Consider the following 19,442-nt stretch of genomic DNA (forward strand, 5'->3'; position numbering starts at 1 on the left):
TCTCACAAGTGAAAATTCACGACATGAAGTTATGAAAAGGTGCGACAAACTATAAGAAAATACTGTGGATTGAAGCTGAATCACAAAGTGAAGTATGTTGAGCGAGCGGGGTCGATCGACGGGTAAACTTGAAGACGAATGCTTATGGCAGTATGGATAAGAGGGTTATCTTTTGAATTGCTCAGCTAAGGAAGTGCGTCGTTGTTGCATGACACTATGGGTATCACCAGTCGCAGTATCTTCGTAGCCTTCTTTAATAAATTGCTGAGATGGTACGCTTGGCTCTAATCGCTTTAAGCGAGGCGAATCGTAAGTACCACTGATGGTGTAAACGGTGGTTCCAGAGCCAGTGTTGATCGTGACGATCTTCCCGTCAAAATCGAATGAGGTAGTGATAAGACGATGATTCATCATCACACCGTTTTCTGAAAGTGTCAGGATGTCGGTGTTGTAAGGTGGCGCCGCAATCTCTATCCATGTGCCATAGACGTTGCTTGGGCTGACAGATTGCTGGTGGGCTTGGTAAGCAAAATAGCCGGCGGTGAGGGCAACCATAAAGCCAGCTAATAGGAAGCCGTAGAGTAACGAGTTGGCAAATAGATCTCTGCTTTTAGTCGGCTTTTTTGCCATTATCTCTTCATTTTTCGACTGATATTGTTTTAGATTCTATTAACTAAAGCCTTAGTTTGCAAAAATTGTTCTAAGAGTTAGAAGCAGGATCGAATTTTTTAATAAATGTGGTTGTGTTAATGGTTATTAGCCTTGCTCCTCAGTATTTACGTTATCAATGAAAGCGAATTCCAGAAATGCTTAAGCTATGCGTATTTATTTCTTGTAGGAAAGTCTCGAATTGGTTAAAACAATTATCACCTAAATTTACGCATAGGCTTACTCGGTGAGCTCAATAATTGCAATTTGAAGATAACAAGGAAGTACAATGATTAAAGAAAACACATACTTTGAAGGTGGCGTTAAGTCGTTAGCGTTTAACCAGTCTGGTGCTGATGTGAGTGTTGGTGTAATGGCGGTTGGTGAGTATACGTTCGGTACTGCGGCTCCAGAAAAGATGACCGTTGTTAAAGGTGCTTTGATTGTAAAGCGTGTTGGCGATGATGACTGGACGACATACCAATCTGGTGAGTCTTTTGACGTTGCGGGTGACTCTTCATTCGACCTACAGGTAAAAGAAGCGACAGCTTACCTATGTGAGTATTTGTAATCAGATCTAAATTTGTTCAATCAGGGCATCGTTTGTCTCTGATTGAATAGAAAAAAACCACGCTCTAGGAGCGTGGTTAAATAAGTGATAGTAACCGGCAGTGGATAGTGTCACTTGTTTTTGTAGTCATCAAATGGATGACTAAATCGTTGTTCGTTGCAAAATCTCTTCAATCTTCAATCTTCAATCTTCAATCTTCAATCTTCAATCTTCAAAGCTCAAAGCCAAGACATCAGTAAGTCTCAAACACACCGTTGTTGTAGTCTTGAATTGTCTGTTCAATCTCTTCCATCGAGTTCATGACAAACGGGCCATAATGCACAACCGGCTCATTAATCGGCTGACCAGAAAAAATCAGTACACCTGAATCTTCTAGGCTTTTTAAAGACAACAATTCAGCTTTGGTGAGCAGGGCAAGTTGACTTTGGTTGATGACTTTGTCGCCGATCTTAATACTGCCTCGGTACACATAAGTCATGGCATTGTGATTAACATTAGTCCCTAACGTGACTTTTTGCCCAGAATGAGAGCGCCAATCCGCAACGCTTAATGGCACACCTGTTTTCTGTAATGGACCCTGCGCTCGTAAAGCCTCTGAATCCTTGTCAGTTTGGTTGTGCAGTTCAAACCCTCCGGCAATCACTCTTAACAAACCACTTTTTTCACTTTGATGCTCCGCGATGCTTTCACTTTGGAAATCGTGATACTGAGCTGGCTGCATTTTGTGTGTCGCAGGTTGGTTTATCCAAATCTGAAAACCATGCAGCGCACCTTCTTCCATCATTGGCATTTCGCTGTGAATGACACCACGGCCTGCGGCCATCCATTGAGCGCCACCGCTGCGTAGCTCTCCAACATTCCCCATATGGTCTTTGTGTTGGAAGTGACCTTGGAGCATGTAAGTGAGCGTTTCTATCCCACGGTGAGGATGTGGAGGAAAGCCGCCAACATAGTCTTTGCTTTCATCCGACTTCAGTTCATCAATCATTAAAAATGGAGAGAAACGTGCGTTATTAAAACCTGCGAGTCGTTGGATTTTGACGCCATCACCATCTGAGGTGGCATGTGCTGTAATCACATGATCTACTGCTCTTACATTCGTCATTTTGAAACCCTCATAAACTTGAATAGCTGTAGTTTATGTAATTTGATTTAAAAAGAAGATGGCACAGCGTTGAGTGACTTATTCGAAAATCTTGAACAGGTAACAATATGAAATTATGTCTATAATCAATAGAGAGTATATCGCCAAGGAGGCCGCTATGGCAGTTCAGCAAAAACATGGCGAAAGGCATGGTCGGATAGGTTTTGATAACGACTTTACAACGGAGCAAAGCCAGCGCTTTACAGAGGTTGCAAACAGCGCAGTTAAACGCCGCGTGAAAAAACGTGAGATAGAAGCGCCGTTTATTCAGTCAGCTAAGCAAGCCGCTTTTAAAACCGTGGTGAGGCGACCTAAAGGGAATAACCCAAACCGAACACGTCAAGTCATATGGATTATTATGATCGGGTTAGTGAGTCTTTGGCTTATGTACCTTGCAGGTTAGCAGCGCCGCTCCGTTATAGGAATGGCTAGCGTTGGCGCGTTTTTAATAGCGTAACATTGTTCCATTCGATCTTCGCTTCAAAGCAATCTTCAAGTTCAGATGAATCCGGTGCTGAGCTAACAAGGCTCGTTGGTAGTTCTTCTATCAGGGTCGATACTGGGTTGTCGTGATAATAAGCATATCGGTTTTTTCCTGAATGCTTGGCAACATACATCGCTTTATCAGCACATCTCGTCAGCTCATGTAATTCTTGGGCATCTTGCGGATACAAAGCAACCCCAACACTTAACGTCAATTCCTTGATTCTCTCGTTTGTTTGGCCGCCGCTTTCGAACAGCCCGCAGATCCTATCTAGAATGCCGTCTAGATCTTTACGAGTTGGCACATCGTAGAGCATCAGAACAAACTCGTCTCCAGCAAAGCGCGCGATGGAATAATCGTATTCATGGCTTTTTCTGTCTCTGGTTCGAATGTTGTTGCTCAAGCGATTGGCAAAATGCTGTAAGACACTGTCTCCCACATCGTGCCCGTAGCTGTCGTTAATGCCTTTAAAGTCATCTATATCCAAAAAGACCAATGCCGTAAGTGATCGCTCACTATCCACGGTGGCTAGTTTTTCTGTCGCCCAGCGTTCAAAGCTCCAACGGTTTGCCAAGCCGGTTAACTGATCTCTGTAAGCGAGATCTTCAATGCCTTCTTTATACAGGCGTTGAATATAACTGACGGCTTTTGTGTAGTAATAGGCGGATGTGTGGCACACCAAGCTCATGGTAAATAAGCTAAGGAAAAATCTGTGTGTGCTGTTAAATGGTAAAGAAAAATTGTTGGGCATTGCTGTAATCAAGGTGCTGATGAACAGGCAAAACGAGGTGCTGAAGATTATGCCAATTCTGAAATCATTAATGAAAATGACCGCGGCCAGAATTGGGTAGAGCCAGAGGATGCGATCTGGGATGGCGTGACTGTACAAGAATAGGATGACGCCCTGAACTAGAAGAACACCACTCAGAATCAATTCGGAATACTCAGGATTGATGACTTTTCTTACATATAAAGCGTTAGAAATGGCAATGATGGCGAAGCACAATTCGAATATTGACAGCGTGTAATGCTCGCCTTCGAAGTAAGCCCAAGTATAGAAAATGAATAACGCAGCGGCAGTCAGTGAAAAGGAGTGGACAATTTTTTGCTTGCGGGTGGATCGTATGTCCGCCATTTCTTCTAGGTGCCTGCCGACGAGCCTTTTCATGTGATCTGTGCCAAAGTTTTTGATAATGGTGTTAATAGTAGATTAAATAACAAGCTATGCAGAGGCTTAGATGTCTATTTAGTGTGACTACTATCAAGGTTTCATATGAAAGGCTGTTCAATCAATTCCAAATAGTGATGTATATCACCGATGGTGCTGGTCATCTCTAGAAGATTAGATTTAAGCATCAAACTTGTAACCGTTGTTTGATCTTTATCTACTTGCTTTCCAGAGAGTTACTCCACATAGTTTGTAAACGACCAAAATTAAGAAAGGCTCATTATGTTAATTACCTTTAGTTGTAAAGCTCATGCTAGTGTCACGATGTTTGGTGAAGTCGGCCTCCAGTTCATCAAGATGCTTGGGCATAGCGGCTCCATCCCAGGTGCTATGGATGCTTCAGAGGTTCCTCAAGCTCTGGAGAATCTACGTGCTGCTATTGCAGCAGAGCAGAGCAAGTCCGTAGAGCATGAAAATACTGATGACGACAATGAAGAAGAGGTGGTTGAAGCGCCTGTTAATATCGGTAGTCGAGCGTTCCCACTGGTTGAATTATTAAAAGCTGCCATCAAAGATGAATGTGAAGTAATGTGGGAAGACGGTAGCGGCAAGCGACTGTAGTACGATTCACGCGAAACGTAACAAGCCTATTGAATCTATTTTAATCAGAATGAATGCTGAACCAGTATCGGACACACCATGACCATGGAGTTTTATGGTGATGAACCGATACTGGTGTTTTTTTAGTGAAGTAATCCACTCGTTTCTGTTTATTTACAAGGTTCGTCAGCCCTGAAATGAGTGACTTTTGTTATCGTAATATCAATCCATAACAGACCGTAAACAAAGTGATGCTGTTCACGCTTTCTTGACTCCCAATTCTGAACTAAGAATTTTTCCTAGTTATTCTAAGACCCTCTCTCATGCGGTCGATTTTTAGACTCCTTATTATTTCACGGTCAACTAACAAACAATGTATGGCCGCAATTATGCCGTGCAGACCTCACAAAAAATAAGAGAGTTCACAATGTTAAAGTTCCTAGATCAGGTTCGAAAACCGACGCTGGATCTTCCGGTCGAAACTAGAAGAAAAATGTGGTTTAAACCATTCCTACAATCTTACCTCGTCGTGTTCATTGGTTATCTAACCATGTATTTGATCCGTAAGAACTTCAATGTCGCGCAAAACGACATGATTTCTACTTATGGATTATCGATGACGGATCTAGGTCTTATCGGTCTGGGTTTCTCTATCACTTACGGTATCGGTAAAACCGTCGTTTCCTATTATGCCGATGGTAAAAACACCAAGCAGTTCCTGCCATTCATGCTTGTCCTTTCTGGTATTGCCATGTTGGGCTTCAGCTTCAGTATGGGCGGCGGCAGCGCGAGCTTATTCTTGATGGTTGCCTTCTATGCGTTGAGTGGTTTCTTCCAAAGTACCGGCGGTCCTTCAAGCTACTCGACCATCACTAAATGGACGCCTCGTAACAAGCGTGGTTCTTATTTAGGCCTTTGGAATATGTCGCACAACGTGGGTGGCGCAGGTGCCGCTGGTGTTGCTCTGTTCGGTGCTAACTACCTTTTTGATGGCAACGTGATCGGTATGTTCGTGTTCCCATCAATCATTGCGATTGTGGTTGGCTTTATTGGTATGCGCTTTGGTAATGACTCTCCAGAAGCCTATGGTCTAGGTACGGTTGAAGAGTTGTTTGATGAAGAAGTCAGCGAAGAAGATACGGCTGCTGAAGAAAATCAAATGACTAAGAAAGAGATCTTTGTTGAATACATCCTGAAAAACAAAGTGATCTGGTTGCTCTGCTTCGCGAATATCTTCTTATACATTGTTCGTATCGGTATCGATCAATGGTCTACCGTTTATGCGTATCAAGAGCTAGGTCTATCAAAAGAAACCGCGATTTCAGGCTTCACTCTGTTTGAGGTTGGTGCACTGGTCGGTACGTTAATGTGGGGTTATCTGTCAGACCTTGCGAACGGACGCCGTGCTTTGGTTGCTTGTGTATCGCTTGGCCTGATTATCGTTTCGCTAGAGTTCTACCAGCATGCAACCAGTGAGTTCATGTACCTAGCATCATTGTTTGTGCTTGGTTTCCTAGTATTTGGTCCTCAGTTGCTGATTGGTGTTGCTGCAGTAGGTTTCGTGCCTAAGAAAGCAATCAGCGTTGCGGATGGCGTGAAAGGTACATTTGCTTACTTAATTGGTGACAGCTTTGCCAAACTTGGCCTAGGTATGATTGCAGACGGCACACCTATTTTTGGCTTAACGGGTTGGAAAGGCACGTTCGCAGCGCTTGATACGTCAGCTGCCATTTGTATCGTGTTACTGCTATTCGTTGCGGTTGCGGAAGAGAAGAAGATTCGCCACGCTAAGAAAATACACTTAGCGTCTCAAAACGCGTAGCGAGTCTCACGTGCTTTATTGGTTTAAAGCACGTGAGATCATACCAATCGTTAGTTCGATTCAGTATCATCTCTATTAATAAACTTAATTTTAGATAGCTCCTGTTGGGGCTATTTTTCTTTCTTACTCTTAATTTTGGTTAATATCATGATTAATGTTGCGCTTGTTGATGACCACGTCATTGTTCGATCTGGCTTTGCTCAATTACTCAGTCTTGAAGCTGATATTACGGTCGTGGGGGAATTCAACTCTGCGGCAGAAGCGCGCCTAGGATTGCCAAGTTGTCACCCTGATGTCGTGATCTTAGATATCTCAATGCAAGACGAAAGTGGCCTGAGCTTATTGGAAGAGATTCCATCAGGCATTGCCAGTATCATGCTGAGCGTACATGACTCTCCGGCGATGGTTGAGAAGTCATTAGAGTTAGGAGCCAAAGGTTATCTCAGCAAGCGCTGTAGCCCTGATGAGTTAATCCAAGCCGTACACACGAGCGCAAATGGTGGCTGTTATCTCACGCCCGATATCGCCATAAAGCTTGCGACGCCCATGAAGAATAAAGCCTCTTTAAATCAGCTCACCCGCAGAGAAAGCGAAGTGTGTCAGTTATTGGCGACAGGGCTCGATGTAAAATCTATTGCCGTAGAGCTAGGGGTTAGCCATAAAACGGTGCATGTACACCGTGCCAATGCCATGGACAAACTCAATGTTAAGAATAATGTCGAGTTAGCGAAACTGTTTACACAAGACCAGTACTAATGCGTTCTTACCTAGCCACCTCCCTGTGTGGGGTTTTTATGGCTGGCTGTGCATGGTTCTGTTTATGGGTTATTGCCTTCTATTTCATTAATGACCCTGAGTTAGCCATTCTGCTTTTCCCGTTTTCACTTCGACTGGGAATGACGCTGCACACTCGTACCCACTATTGGCCTGCCATCTATATTGCAGAGTGGGGACTTGCGATCGCTTTAGCTCTGCTGCTTGATGAACCCCAATGGCTGACGATACTCATCGCCAGTGGATTGAGTATTCCTGCCACGCTAATTGCCAAGCGTTATTATTCTGGTGACCAGAATCGTCACTTGTTAGTGATGGCGAGCTTAATCATGGTCACAGCATTTATTAACGTTGCCGTGGTGGGTTCTCATGTTTCTGCTGTTTACATGGTGTGGTTGGTGAGTATTACTGGCGGACTGATGCTGGTGCCGATGTGTTATCTGGTCTGGAACTATCTATTCCAAAACAAGTGGGCACCATTGAGCTCTTACTTAATCAATAATGTCGTTGAGTTCAAAATCCGTCATATTGCTTTATATAGCGTGTTGTTGGTCGCCAGTATTTTGATACAAACCAGTTTGCCTGATGAGCTAAGGCGCTTTGCCCCGTTCTGTATGGCGATCCCTATTATCTTGCTCGCCGTTCGTTATGGATGGCAAGGTGCTCTGCTTGCAACAATGTTAAATAGTGTCGCGTTGATTGCAGCCCACAGCGGAACATCCAAACTCGAAATTACCGACTTACTCTTGTCTCTATCTGCTCAAACCATCACAGGTATACTGCTTGGTTTAGCGGTTCAAAAGCAGAAAGATCTCAACTCCAAATTGCGAAGTGAACTCTCCAGAAATCAAAACCTTTCACGTCAGTTAGTTACCGCTGAAGAGTCGGTTCGTCGTGATATTGCGCGTGAACTGCATGATGAAATCGGCCAAAACATCACGGCAATTCGTACTCAGGCAAGCATTATTAAACGTGTCGACGCGGCTGAGATGAGCGTTCGCTGTGCGGGTACCATTGAATCATTATCTTTGAATGTTTATGACACCACCAAACGTCTACTTACAAAATTAAGACCTAAGATGCTGGACGATCTGGACCTAAAAGATTCCGTGGAACAGCTTATTCGAGAGATGGAGTTTTCGGATCACGGCGTTGATATTCAGTTAAATTGGCAAGGTGATTACTCGTGTTTGAGTGACACGCTTAAGGTCACTATCTTCAGGCTGTGCCAAGAATCTCTAAACAATGCCTCTAAATACGCCAACGCGAGCGAAATCAGAATTGAACTGCTTTTAGGTGACCAGGCTTATCTTCAGATATCAGATAATGGCATTGGTTTTACAGCGCAAGATCTTCTCAAAGGAATGGGTGTTCGCGGTATGCAAGAGCGTGTTCAGGCGCTCGGCGGCAAGATGACAATCAACGCTAATGGCTCATCTTCGGGTACCAATATCAGCGTTACATTACCTAAAGTGTGAGAACGAATATGTTTGGATTTCTGCGCTCAACAACGTCAGAGAGTGATGCTCTAACTGATGATGAGGTCAATCAGAGTTATCGCTATTGGCGCCTTCACATCATGATAGGAATGTATGTCGGCTATGCGGGTTTTTACTTCACTCGTAAAACCTTTAATTACGCCGCGCCTGCAATGATCACCGATCTAGGTTTGGACAAAGGCGATATCGGCTTAATTGGCACGCTCTTTTATCTTTCTTATGGCTTATCGAAATTTATCTCAGGCACGATATCGGATCGGTCGAACCCTCGTTACTTCATGGGGCTTGGCCTAATCGCGACTGGTCTGATAAACATCGCGTTTGGCTTTTCGAGTTCGTTAGCGGCTTTTATCTCGCTATGGGTACTGAATGCATGGTTCCAAGGTTGGGGCTGGCCATCGTGTTCCAAGTTATTGACGACTTGGTATTCTCGCTCCGAAAGAGGCTTTCGCTGGGCAATCTGGAATACAGCGCACAACGTTGGTGGAGCGCTTATCCCTATTCTTGTGGGTTATCTAACGCTGCAGTTCAGTTGGCGAGCTGGGTTTATCTGGCCGGGTGTGATTGGTGTTTTTATCGGTCTTATTGTCTGCTGGCGCTTACGTGACAAGCCCACCACCATGGGACTTCCGACGGTAGGGAAGTGGCGCAGTGACCATCTAGAATTAGCGCAAGAGAGCCATGGGCAAGGGTTAAGCTATCGAGAAATCCTAAAAATCTATGTGTTCAGCAATAAGTACATTTGGTTGCTCGCTTTTAGCTATGTGTTGGTTTACATCGTAAGAACGGCAGTTAACGACTGGGGCAATTTATACCTCACCGAAGAACACGATTACAGTTTGATAAACGCCAACGCTGCCTTGTCTCTGTTTGAGATCGGTGGCTTTGTTGGCTCACTTGTGGCTGGATGGGGATCAGATAGGTTGTTTGGTGGTAACCGTGGCCCGATGAACATCCTGTTTGCGATTGGCATATTCCTTTCTGTTTCGGCTTTATGGCTCATGCCTTTAACCAACTTTGTGTTTCAAGCGGCTGGGCTATTCTGCGTTGGCTTTTTTGTTTTTGGCCCTCAAATGCTTATTGGTATGGCGGCGGCGGAATGTTCACATAAAGATTCTGCCGGGGCGGCGACAGGTTTTGTTGGCTTGTTTGCTTACATGGGCGCTGCACTCTCTGGTTACCCATTAGCGCTCGTTCTAGAAACTTACGGTTGGAGTGGGTTCTTCATTACCATCTCTACTTGTGCGGCCGTTATTGGCTTGCTGTTACTGCCTTTCCTACAAGCTCAATCACCTCAGAAAAGTGCAGAAGCTCGCTCTGGTTTTTAAGGAACGATAACAAGATAGTCACTAGTGTTTGTATTCAGATGCTTGTATCGCTGCTGTAATCAGTGCGATACAAGCCGCTATCTTATTCTCAGCGCTTTCTACTCGTGATATTCAAATGTGACTATTTTCACGCTTTTCATCGGTCTCACCTGTTTCTAAGAATTTTTCCTATTGCGTCTAAGACCTCATCTCATGTGGGTTCTAGCCGAGCTCTGTAGTCTTTCTAATTATTTACGTTATTAGAAATCAGCTCTCTGAATTGTGTTCAAAGGGCTCACTACGGAAAACGCCATGTCACTCAGCCACCTCTCAGAACACTCATTTTTCCCAATGGAAAACACCATCCAAAATTATGCATGGGGGAGCATTTCTTCGATACGTGAACTGTTTGGCTTTCAGAATGAGTCACAAGAGCCGCAAGCGGAAGTTTGGATGGGAGCGCATCCAAAAGGTTGCTCAATGGTTAAGCTTGACCAGCACTTGGTGCCTCTCTCTGAGCTGATTAACAAGAATAAACCGGTCTATCTATCAAGCGATATTGCGCAGGAGTTTGGTGAGCTGCCGTTCTTGTTTAAGATCTTGGCAGCAGAAAAAGCGTTGTCTGTTCAGGTTCACCCAAACAAGCGCCAAGCAGAGGTTGGCTTTGCAAGAGAGGAGCAAGCAGGAATCCCTCTGACTGCAGGACATCGTAATTACAAAGACTCTAACCACAAACCTGAATTGGTTTACGCGATCACTGAATATCAAGCAATGAATGGCTTTCGAGAATTCGATGAAATATTAGGGTTGTTCAGAAAGTTGAATTCGAGCGAGCTGGCTGGTTTAGTTGAAGAGTTTGGCAACCACCTTGATTCTCTAGGTTTAGAGGCGTTTTTCCGTGATTTATTAACTCTGGACGACCAACGTAAACACCGAGCATTAGAGCAACTTCTGGCTTACGCAGCCGCTCACCAAGGTCAATCTGAGTTTGCTTTGGTTACTGAGCTTAGCCACCAGTACCCGAATGATATCGGTTTGTTTTGCGTTCTGCTGCTTAACTTGATCACACTACGGCCGGGTGAAGCGATGTATTTGAATGCAAACACTCCGCACGCATACATCAAGGGGACTGGGCTCGAGATTATGGCCAATTCAGACAATGTGCTGCGAGCTGGCTTAACGCCAAAACACATTGATGTCGCTGAGTTGGTTGCCTGCACAGAGTTTACACCAATCCCGTTCGAACGCTTGTTGTTAGCACCTTCAAAGTTAGGTCAATGTGATCGCTATGATATCCCAGTTAGTGACTTTGATTTCAATATTTTTCATCGCCCAAAGCAAGAAGAAGTGATCACAAGCGGTGCTGAAATTTTGATGGCAATAGATGATGATTTAACGCTAGTGAGCCAAAGAGGTGAGCACTTAACCCTTACGAAAGGGCAATCGGTATTTATCCCGGCTTATATTGGTCATTACGAATTGAGCAGTAATGGCCGAGTGGCTAGGGCGTTTAATTAGAGATGGTGTTTGTGGTATAGATTGAGCTCCATCCCCACAAAATCATCATCTCCTTCATCAACAACGTGATAGCCAAGCGATTGATAAAAGTTAATAGCACGAGCATTACTTTTAAAACTCGATAGAGTGACTTGACTAAGTTGCTCTTCCATGGCTCTCTTATGTATGAGAGTCATGACTTGCTTGCCAAGCGAACGACCTTGGTACTGGGGGAAAATGATCAGCAAATGAATATGGTATGCGTTGTCATAAGGTTTAAAGCAGGCGAGCCCCACTCTTTTATTTTCGCGATATACCCAATGAAACCAAGATGGATGGTATTCGTTTAAAAGTCGTTGACGTTGAAAGTCGTCATCCCAGCCGAAAACGCTATCTACGTGTATGAAGATACCTTGTTTAACACACGCAAACAGTTCATCGAATTCAGAATTTGAAGCGAGTTGGAGTTGTATGTTCTCTTCTTTCATTGCCACTTTTACCGCTTCCTTATCAAACGCCTTTGAATAAGCAAACAGTAACATAATTGAAGAAGCCGAATTAGCTTAGATTTGCGAAGTGATGAAACCAAAAAGCCATGCGTGATGCATGGCTAAGAATAAAGTCTTGGATTGATTTTTCTATACGATCTTAAGCGCGTGATGGCGTGTGAGCTGTTTGTGTAGCGAGTCTTTTAGCTCCATGCGTTCTACTTTGAGGTTGTGCATGCTGTCGTCATCGATAGGGCTGCCAGAGATTTCTAGCTGACGGATGTCGTAGTCGAGTTGGTGGTATTTCTGCATGTCTGCTTTGAATTTTTCGTCGTCGTGGTTGAGCTGAACAATGTCTAATTTAAGATCTGGGAAATCTAAGATAAAGGCATGGTTTTCATTGAGCATTGGCACTTCCTCTCTAGTCGAATTATTAACAGTATAGAAGTAATTTTTCGAAAGAAATGTGGTTCAAAACACAAAGCCGTAAAGCGATCAAAAAAGGGCGCAAACTCGTGGGATTATCCTCGAAATTGCGCCCTTTTGTATGTATATAGCTAACTATTTATAGTTATATGTTTAGAACTATAAGAGTTTAAAGCAGAAAGTTTACTTTGCTTTCTTACCAGAGCGTTGCTGCTCTTTGTGTGCAAGCTTCTCTTTTTTGCGTTGCTCGATAAGGTGAGCAGCTTCGCCGCCTACGTGGGTTTCGCCACGAGCATTCGACAGTTGAACTTGCTTTTCACGTTCACGGAAACGGGCTTTCTGCTCGTCGCTGTGCTTATCAATACACTTAGGGCAGCTTACGCCTTTCTCGAAGTGTTTAGAGGCTTTGTCTTCGTCAGTGATTGGCAGGCGACACGCGTTACACACATCGTAACCGCTCTTTTCTAGCTGGTGGTTTACTGCAACTCGACCATCAAATACGTAGCAGTCGCCTTCCCACATACTCTCTTCTTCTGGTACTTCCTCTAGGTACTTAAGAATGCCGCCTTCAAGGTGATAAACCTCATCAAAGCCTTGCTCTTTCATGTAGGCTGTTGATTTTTCGCAACGAATACCGCCAGTACAGAACATCGCGACTTTCTTGTGTTTCTTAGGATCAAGGTTGTCTTCAACGTACTGAGGGAACTCACGGAAGGTTTCTGTGTTTGGGTTTACGGCATTTTTGAAGGTGCCGATGTCCACTTCGTAGTCGTTACGAGTATCAACCAGAATCACATCAGGATCAGAGATCAATGCGTTCCACTCGTTTGGTTTCACGTAAGTGCCAACAACATGGCGTGGGTCGATGCCCTCAACGCCCATGGTTACGATCTCTTTCTTAAGCTTAACCTTGGTGCGATTGAATGGTTGTTCTTCGTTGAACGACTCTTTGTAAACAACATCAGCCAAGCGAGAATCTTGTTTGAACCATTGAAGAAGGGCGTCGATCGATTCGCGCTTACCTGCAACGGTACCGTTGATACCTTCACTCGCAAGTAACAAAGTACCGCGGATTTGGTTGGCTTCTAACACGTCAGTGAGTGGCTGGCGAATTTCTTGGTAATCATCAAGTGCTACGAATTTATACAGAGCACATACAACATATTGAGACATGGTTTTTCCTTTCTGCGAGCTGGAACGTAAATCCAGAGCGGTTGCCTTTTATGATACATACTGAGTTTGATTTACTCAGGTTTGCCCATATTGGCTTATTAAAATCCGCCGCAGTATAACCAAGCCAAGGAAGGACAAAAACCAACCAAAAATAGGGCTATTTAGCATTGTTATTAGTGTGGCTTTTGGACTAAGAAATGCAATGAAACCGTTTTATCTGGTTCGAATTACAACACGTATTCCCAAACCAAAAAGGCCCTGCTGTAAAAATACATCAGGGCCTTGGTATTGAATCTGTCTGACTTAATCAGCGATTACGCTTGGTTAAGTACTTCCGCTAAGCGTTTCACCGCTTCTGTTAATTCTTCTGGGTTGGCGTTAGTGAAGTTTAAGCGCAGTGCGGCTTTTGCTTCATCGGCCTTTGGATAAAATACTGGGCTTGGTACAACCGCCACACCATTCGATAATAGAGTTTTAGCCAATTCGAAGGTGTCGCACTCTGGGATCTCAACCCAAATGAACATCCCGCCATCGACGGCTTTTAACACGCAATCTGCAGGCAGTTGTTTCTCTAGCTCTGAGAACAGCACTTCATAACGAGACTTGTACAGGGTGCGAATGTTCTCCATGTGTACGCCAAAGTCTTCATGTTTTAGAAGACCAACAAGCAGTGCTTGCATGGGTACACTTGAGTGTAAGTCAGCGCCTTGCTTCACTTTGATCAGTGGTTCAAGGTAGCTGCGTTTACCTGTTACCGCGCCAATACGTAGACCTGGCGATGCAATCTTAGAGAATGAACGAAGAACGATAGAGTTATCAGGGCAGAACGAAGAAACCAACGGCAGTTCTGTACCTGTGAAACGCAGCTCACGATATGGTGCATCTTCAATGAATGCCACGTTGTATTTGATACACAGCTCAGCGACTTTTTGACGAGTTTCTGTTGCCCAGCACACGCCGGTTGGGTTGTGGAAATCAGGCACGGCATAGAACATCTTCGGTGATTGCTGTGCAAAGCACGTTTCCAGTTCATCTAGGTTCGGGCCAAATTCAGTTTGAGACACGGTCGCAATGTTTGCTTGAACTAGGCCAAACACCTGCATCGCACCTAAGTAGCTTGGCGCTTCCATCACAACCACATCACCTGGGTCGACATACGCACGCGCAATCAAATCCAAACCTTGCTGAGAGCCAGTACAAATCATTGCCGTGTGTGATTCTGGCAATTGGTAGCTTTGTGTTAGGTGGTCAAGCAACGGGCCGTAACCGGCAGTAGAACCGTATTGGAAAACTTCAGGCATGTTCGCTAGGTTTTCTAGCGTTGGCTTCATTAAATCGATAGGGAATGTTTTCTCGTCCGGTAAACCACCGGCCAATGAGATGACATTTGGATCACTTGCGGCTGCGAGGATCTCCCGAATGTATGAAGATTGAATCTGTTGTAATGACTGTGCGATTTCCATGTGTTGTGTCTCGTCGTTTATCGTTTTTATTCTATCGCTTGATATTACACGGCAATTGTAAAAACTAGCGTGTCCGTTTATGCTCTTAAACATGTCCATTTATGCTATTTAAACGATGTCACGTCAACACATATCGCGAATCAATGATGTCCTGTTCCATATTCACCAAGACATCAGTCAGCCTTTGTCTGCCAAAGAGTTATCTGAGATAGCGGCCTATTCAGAACAGCACTTTCATCGCACCTTTAAAAGCGTGGTCGGGGAGTCGTTGCATCAATATATCCGACGCACTCGAATGGAGTATGCAGCCAACCAATTGATGTTTGATACCAGCTCGTCAGTGGTCGAGATCGCCCATAAATGTGGCTTTAGCTCGGTGTCTTCGTTTAGTCGAGCATTTAAAGCTACCTTTAATATGTCTCCGGGCGAGTGGCGTAAACACGATTTACAAGTAGCAGAAAAACCCTATTTGAAAGATCCCGAAGTGGCGGCGGGCTATTTGAATGTGGCGCAGCGAGTATTGCCCGAACCCAAGATCGTTGAAGTGCCTGAACGCATGGCGGCCTATGTTCGACATACGGGTTATAACCGCTCTATTCGCAATGCGTGGTTGATATTGAAAGCGTGGGCGAATTCCGAACAGCGTGATTTTTCGAGCCAATTTGGTTTGCATCACTCAAATCCTGCTTGGGTTGAAATGGATCAGTGTCGTTATGTCGCGTGTATCGCGATTGATGAGCCGATTAAGTATCGTAGCGTAGTTAATCAGATGGTGATTCCGGGCGGCTTACACGCTGTGTTTCGACTAAATGGCCGCTATGGAGAACTGCTACCACAGATCAGTATGGTGTTAGAAAAGTGGCTACCCACATCTGGTTTCAAACAGCGCTCGACTCCCGCGTATGTGCATTATCATCAGAATCATTTTCTCAACACCGATGAAGTGTTCGAACTCGATTTCTACCTTCCCGTGAGCTTTTACTAATCGATGGTTGTGCTGTTTTGTTGAACCAGACTTTGATCTTTTGTTGAGACAAATTAGCACAACCAATAGCAGCTAACGATTTTATGCAGTTGGCCTAAGATAAAGATGCTTTGTTGATAATCTACTCTAAGTAAATGATGACAACGTACGGATTAAACGATAGCATTTCGTTCTAATTGCAAATAGTTCTTAATATCACTCGATAGAATATGACCATTACCCACAAAGATTATCTGAAAATCGCTTTCCCTTTCATCATCTCAACGGTGACACAACCTCTGTTAGGTGCTGTGGATACCGCTGTTATTGGCCAACTTGGTATTGCTGAATTGATTGGTGGCGTAGCGATCGGCACCATCATTATGAACACCATGTATTGGTTGTTTGGTTTTTTCCGTGTCAGTACCACGGGCCAAAGTGCGATGGCACTGGGTAAGGGAAACCGCACTGATTTGGCGGGTAGCTTGATGCGTCCGTTTGTGCTGTCTGGTTTAGTGGGTTTGATCTTTATCTTGATACAACCACTCATCTGGCAAGGCGCAATGTGGGTGATAGAGCCTGAAGCCAATGTAGCCGAGCACGCGCATATCTACTTCAGTATTTTGGTTTATGGCGCGCCTTTCGTGTTGCTTAACTACACCATTATTGGTTGGTTAATGGGACAGGCGAAAGCCAAAGACGTTCTTTATACACAAGTGTTTGGTAATGTGTTGAACATTGTCTTGGATGCGGTGTTTGTACTTTATTTCGATTTGGGTGTCGCAGGTGTGGCTTACGCAAGTTTGATTGCACAAGTTACCACCTTTGCGATTGGTGTGACCTTGGTGATGAAGACCAGCAATATCTCGGTCTCTGAGTTCCTGCAAGGCTCGAAGATGACCAAGAAAGACCTATCGACAATCATCTCTTCGAATACTGATCTATTGCTTCGCACCATTTGTATCTTGGCGTTCTTCAACATGATGGCGCGTACTGGCTCTAAACTGGGTACCGATGTTCTAGCGGCTAACGCGATCTTGATGCAGGTGACTTTCATAGTCAGTTACATGTTTGACGGCATTGCCAACGCATCAAGTGTATTTGCGGGTAAAGCGGTGGGACAGAAGAATCCTTCAATGTTGGATCGAGTATTAAGGCTTAACTTCCAATGGACGGCAGGTTTCATTGCTGCGCTGACGCTTTTAACCCTGATATTCAAAGACATGATTGTTTTCTTGTTTACCGATATTCCAGCGCTGGTTACCTTGTATCAAGAGATGGCCCCGTGGCTGATTGTGTTCCCGCTAGTGGCTGGCTTTGGCTTAACGGTTTACGGCATCTTTACCGGAACGGGAACCACGCGTCCGGTTAGAGACTCAAGCATCGTGACTTTGTTGGTATTCTTAGCGGTACAGGCATTCACCATCGATATTTGGGGCAATCATGGTTTGTGGCTTGCGTTTACTCTGTTCTATCTTGGGCGTATTGCGTTCCTGTATCCGTTCATCGCACAAGTTAAGCAGAAGTGTTACCCAGTCGAAGATACCGCTCATGGTGCCATTAACTAAGTAACCTAATCACCACCTGTAATATTTTATGAAAGCGCTTTACTATTTTTACACGATAAATTTAGTGAGTGCTTTTTTGTATCGGTAAAAATCACCTCGAAGGGTCAACACGCCCTAATGAAAATTGGTCAATCAAACAGCAAATAAAGTGCGATGCAGTTCAATGTTCTCTTTTCATCATGTCGGCTAAATGATAGAGTTGTTATGTTATAACATCTATATGTGAGTATCTGCGTGAACACCCCACTTTTGTCTGTTGACCACCTAACGATCAAAACCTCTTCGAGAACCCTTTTCCAAGATATCCACTTCGATGTTTATCGAGGTGAGCTGTTGGCGATCATGGGACCGTCAGGCATTGGTAAGTCGATGCTTTCACGTGCGATTGCGGGTTTTCTGCCAGAAACGGTCGAGGTTGAAGGTCATATTTCTCTGTCTGGTGAAGCGGTATGTGGTTTGCCTATGTTGCAAAGAACTGCCACACAGCGCCCCGCAGTTATCTTCCAAGATGCGCTTCAAGCTTTGAACCCTCTGGTTTCAATAGAAGGTCAACTCTGCCTTGCCTTGACGGGAACTCGCACTAAGCTTAAATCAAAAGAAAAAATTCAAATTACCGAGTTGCTGAATCAACTTGGTTTTCCTAATCCAGAAACCATCTTGCCGTTGTACCCGAGCCAAATTTCGGGTGGGCAACGCCAACGTGTGTGTATTGCGATTGGCTTGCTGAGTAACGCCGATATTATCATCGCCGATGAACCAACCAGTGCGTTAGATCCGGTGACAGAGCAAGAGATACTTAAGCTGATTCGACACAATGTTAAACAGCGTCAAATTGGTGGTTTACTCATCACCCATGACCTGCATAGCGCGTTGGCGTGTGACAAGCTGTTAGTCATCGATGATGGTGGTGTGGTGGCTTACGGTGCACCGAAACATGCACTTGAGTCGAGCTCTCACGCTTTCTGCTGTTCATTGAGAGACTTAATCGAATGAGCTCGACCTTATCACTAAACTCAGAAGCCTCGCCATTAATGCCAGTGACTGATTCAGAAACACAAACACCGATAGAGATTAAGTTCGATAATGTGAGTGTTCACTACTACTCCGTACCAAGTTGGTTGGGTGGTAAAGCGTTCAAAGCGCTACAGAACATAGACCTTAATGTTGAAGACAAAAGCCTAGCAATTGTTGGGCGTTCTGGTGCCGGTAAATCAACGTTAATTGAACTGCTATTTGGCCTTAAAGCGCCAACCGTTGGTCAAATAAACTTGTTCGGTTATTCGCTCCCAATTCGCGATAGCAAAGCGCAAGCAACGGTGTGTCGCTTGATTCAATTGGTGCCTCAAGAGCCCCACACTAGCCTCAACCCTTACTATACCGTTCGACAGATCTTAGCCGAACCTCTAAGTAACTTAGATGTTTCGGGTAATCATGAAGCCATCATTGAAGAGGCGCTTTCAGACGTTGGATTGCCTGCCAGTTTGCTCTTACTGAAACCTAATCAGCTTTCTACAGGTCAAGCTCAACGTGTGGCTATTGCTCGGGCTCTTGTCGTTAGACCCGCAGTGCTGGTGGCCGATGAACCTACTGCCAGCCTTGACCCAGTGAATCGCCAAAGGTTGTTGGACTTGGTTAATTCATTAAAAAAGAAGCGCGATATGCGCCTTATTTTGGTTACTCACGATTTAGGTGCCGCAAAAGCCCTTTGTGAAGAAATACTGGTACTCGACCATGGTGAAATGGTGGAGCACGGACCGACCGATCAAGTGATGAGTAAACCTGCTCATCCTGCGACTCAGATGCTGATCGAGTCTCAGCCTCTTTCGAAATCTACTTGTTAAACACA

Annotated in this window: 19 protein-coding genes; 12 read left to right on the top strand and 7 right to left on the bottom strand. The window is 44.5% G+C overall.

Translation table 11 applies throughout. From position 1 onward, the window contains the following. Positions 1–165: 165 nt before the first annotated feature. Positions 166–630, bottom strand: coding sequence for a DUF2850 domain-containing protein (locus AB4138_RS09020; protein WP_372131368.1), 465 nt, complete (start codon positions 628–630; stop codon positions 166–168). 307 nt (positions 631–937) lie between these two features. Here AB4138_RS09020 and AB4138_RS09025 point away from each other — a divergent pair, with 307 nt between their 5' ends. Further along, the gene (locus tag AB4138_RS09025; protein ID WP_372126547.1) at positions 938–1,219 is read left to right on the top strand and encodes a pyrimidine/purine nucleoside phosphorylase; all 282 of its coding nucleotides are present in this window, start codon (positions 938–940) and stop codon (positions 1,217–1,219) included. Between the two features lie 232 nt (positions 1,220–1,451). On the opposite strand, the gene AB4138_RS09030 is transcribed toward AB4138_RS09025, so the two are convergent. Then, on the bottom strand, positions 1,452–2,324 hold the full coding sequence (locus tag AB4138_RS09030) for a pirin family protein (protein ID WP_372305710.1): 873 nt from the start codon (positions 2,322–2,324) through the stop codon (positions 1,452–1,454). A 157-nt stretch (positions 2,325–2,481) separates the two neighbouring features. Here AB4138_RS09030 and AB4138_RS09035 point away from each other — a divergent pair, with 157 nt between their 5' ends. Beyond that, positions 2,482–2,766: a hypothetical protein gene (locus AB4138_RS09035; protein ID WP_017061541.1), complete on the top strand. Its 285-nt coding sequence runs from the start codon at positions 2,482–2,484 to the stop codon at positions 2,764–2,766. 25 nt (positions 2,767–2,791) lie between these two features. Here the strand turns inward: AB4138_RS09035 and AB4138_RS09040 are convergent, their stop codons facing one another. After that, the gene (locus AB4138_RS09040) at positions 2,792–3,982 is read right to left on the bottom strand and encodes a GGDEF domain-containing protein (protein ID WP_372305770.1); all 1,191 of its coding nucleotides are present in this window, start codon (positions 3,980–3,982) and stop codon (positions 2,792–2,794) included. A 315-nt stretch (positions 3,983–4,297) separates the two neighbouring features. Between AB4138_RS09040 and AB4138_RS09045 the strand changes: the two genes are divergently transcribed. The 6 genes from AB4138_RS09045 to manA all read left to right on the top strand — a co-directional run bounded on the left by AB4138_RS09045 (position 4,298) and on the right by manA (position 11,535). Continuing rightward, positions 4,298–4,636, top strand: coding sequence for a DUF1840 domain-containing protein (locus tag AB4138_RS09045; RefSeq protein WP_017069673.1), 339 nt, complete (start codon positions 4,298–4,300; stop codon positions 4,634–4,636). Between the two features lie 406 nt (positions 4,637–5,042). Further along, a complete protein-coding gene (gene uhpT, locus AB4138_RS09050) occupies positions 5,043–6,437 on the top strand; it encodes a hexose-6-phosphate:phosphate antiporter (RefSeq protein ID WP_017061544.1) in 1,395 nt (464 codons plus the stop codon). Positions 6,438–6,584: 147 nt separating this feature from the next. After that, the gene (uhpA, locus tag AB4138_RS09055; protein WP_017061545.1) at positions 6,585–7,193 is read left to right on the top strand and encodes a transcriptional regulator UhpA; all 609 of its coding nucleotides are present in this window, start codon (positions 6,585–6,587) and stop codon (positions 7,191–7,193) included. Beyond that, positions 7,193–8,689 carry a signal transduction histidine-protein kinase/phosphatase UhpB gene (uhpB, locus tag AB4138_RS09060; protein ID WP_017065060.1) on the top strand — a complete coding sequence of 499 codons (1,497 nt, stop codon included), beginning with the start codon at positions 7,193–7,195 and terminating at the stop codon, positions 8,687–8,689. Before uhpA ends, uhpB begins: the two co-directional genes overlap by 1 nt. 8 nt (positions 8,690–8,697) lie before the next feature. Continuing rightward, complete coding sequence (locus tag AB4138_RS09065) at positions 8,698–10,038, top strand: MFS transporter (protein ID WP_372305713.1); 1,341 nt, start codon at positions 8,698–8,700, stop codon at positions 10,036–10,038. A gap of 291 nt (positions 10,039–10,329) precedes the next feature. Beyond that, positions 10,330–11,535, top strand: coding sequence for a mannose-6-phosphate isomerase, class I (gene manA / locus AB4138_RS09070; protein WP_372305716.1), 1,206 nt, complete (start codon positions 10,330–10,332; stop codon positions 11,533–11,535). Here manA and AB4138_RS09075 read toward each other — a convergent pair. The 4 genes from AB4138_RS09075 to AB4138_RS09090 form a co-directional block, all read right to left on the bottom strand. Continuing rightward, entirely contained in the window at positions 11,532–12,056 is a 525-nt protein-coding gene (locus AB4138_RS09075) for a GNAT family N-acetyltransferase (RefSeq protein ID WP_372305718.1), read from the bottom strand. The genes manA and AB4138_RS09075 overlap by 4 nt on opposite strands. Positions 12,057–12,152: 96 nt before the next feature. Next, entirely contained in the window at positions 12,153–12,410 is a 258-nt protein-coding gene (locus tag AB4138_RS09080) for a YdcH family protein (protein ID WP_009846137.1), read from the bottom strand. A 201-nt stretch (positions 12,411–12,611) separates the two neighbouring features. After that, positions 12,612–13,601, bottom strand: coding sequence for a rhodanese-related sulfurtransferase (locus AB4138_RS09085; RefSeq protein WP_017065056.1), 990 nt, complete (start codon positions 13,599–13,601; stop codon positions 12,612–12,614). Positions 13,602–13,915: 314 nt separating this feature from the next. Then, positions 13,916–15,064, bottom strand: coding sequence for a PLP-dependent aminotransferase family protein (locus AB4138_RS09090; protein ID WP_017100901.1), 1,149 nt, complete (start codon positions 15,062–15,064; stop codon positions 13,916–13,918). Positions 15,065–15,179: 115 nt separating this feature from the next. Between AB4138_RS09090 and AB4138_RS09095 the strand changes: the two genes are divergently transcribed. The 4 genes from AB4138_RS09095 to AB4138_RS09110 all read left to right on the top strand — a co-directional run bounded on the left by AB4138_RS09095 (position 15,180) and on the right by AB4138_RS09110 (position 19,437). Next, positions 15,180–16,049 (top strand): GyrI-like domain-containing protein, encoded by an 870-nt coding sequence (locus AB4138_RS09095; protein WP_017061552.1) that lies wholly within the window; start codon positions 15,180–15,182, stop codon positions 16,047–16,049. A gap of 209 nt (positions 16,050–16,258) precedes the next feature. Beyond that, positions 16,259–17,596: an MATE family efflux transporter gene (locus AB4138_RS09100; RefSeq protein WP_372305721.1), complete on the top strand. Its 1,338-nt coding sequence runs from the start codon at positions 16,259–16,261 to the stop codon at positions 17,594–17,596. Positions 17,597–17,830: 234 nt separating this feature from the next. Then, on the top strand, positions 17,831–18,589 hold the full coding sequence (locus AB4138_RS09105; RefSeq protein WP_102321379.1) for an ATP-binding cassette domain-containing protein: 759 nt from the start codon (positions 17,831–17,833) through the stop codon (positions 18,587–18,589). Further along, complete coding sequence (locus AB4138_RS09110; RefSeq protein ID WP_017065049.1) at positions 18,586–19,437, top strand: ABC transporter ATP-binding protein; 852 nt, start codon at positions 18,586–18,588, stop codon at positions 19,435–19,437. The genes AB4138_RS09105 and AB4138_RS09110 overlap by 4 nt, the downstream gene beginning before the upstream one ends. The last annotated feature ends 5 nt before the right edge of the window (positions 19,438–19,442 follow it).

The organism is Vibrio sp. 10N.286.52.C3 (genome assembly GCF_041468865.1).
GTDB classification, from domain to species: Bacteria; Pseudomonadota; Gammaproteobacteria; order Enterobacterales; family Vibrionaceae; genus Vibrio; species Vibrio crassostreae_C.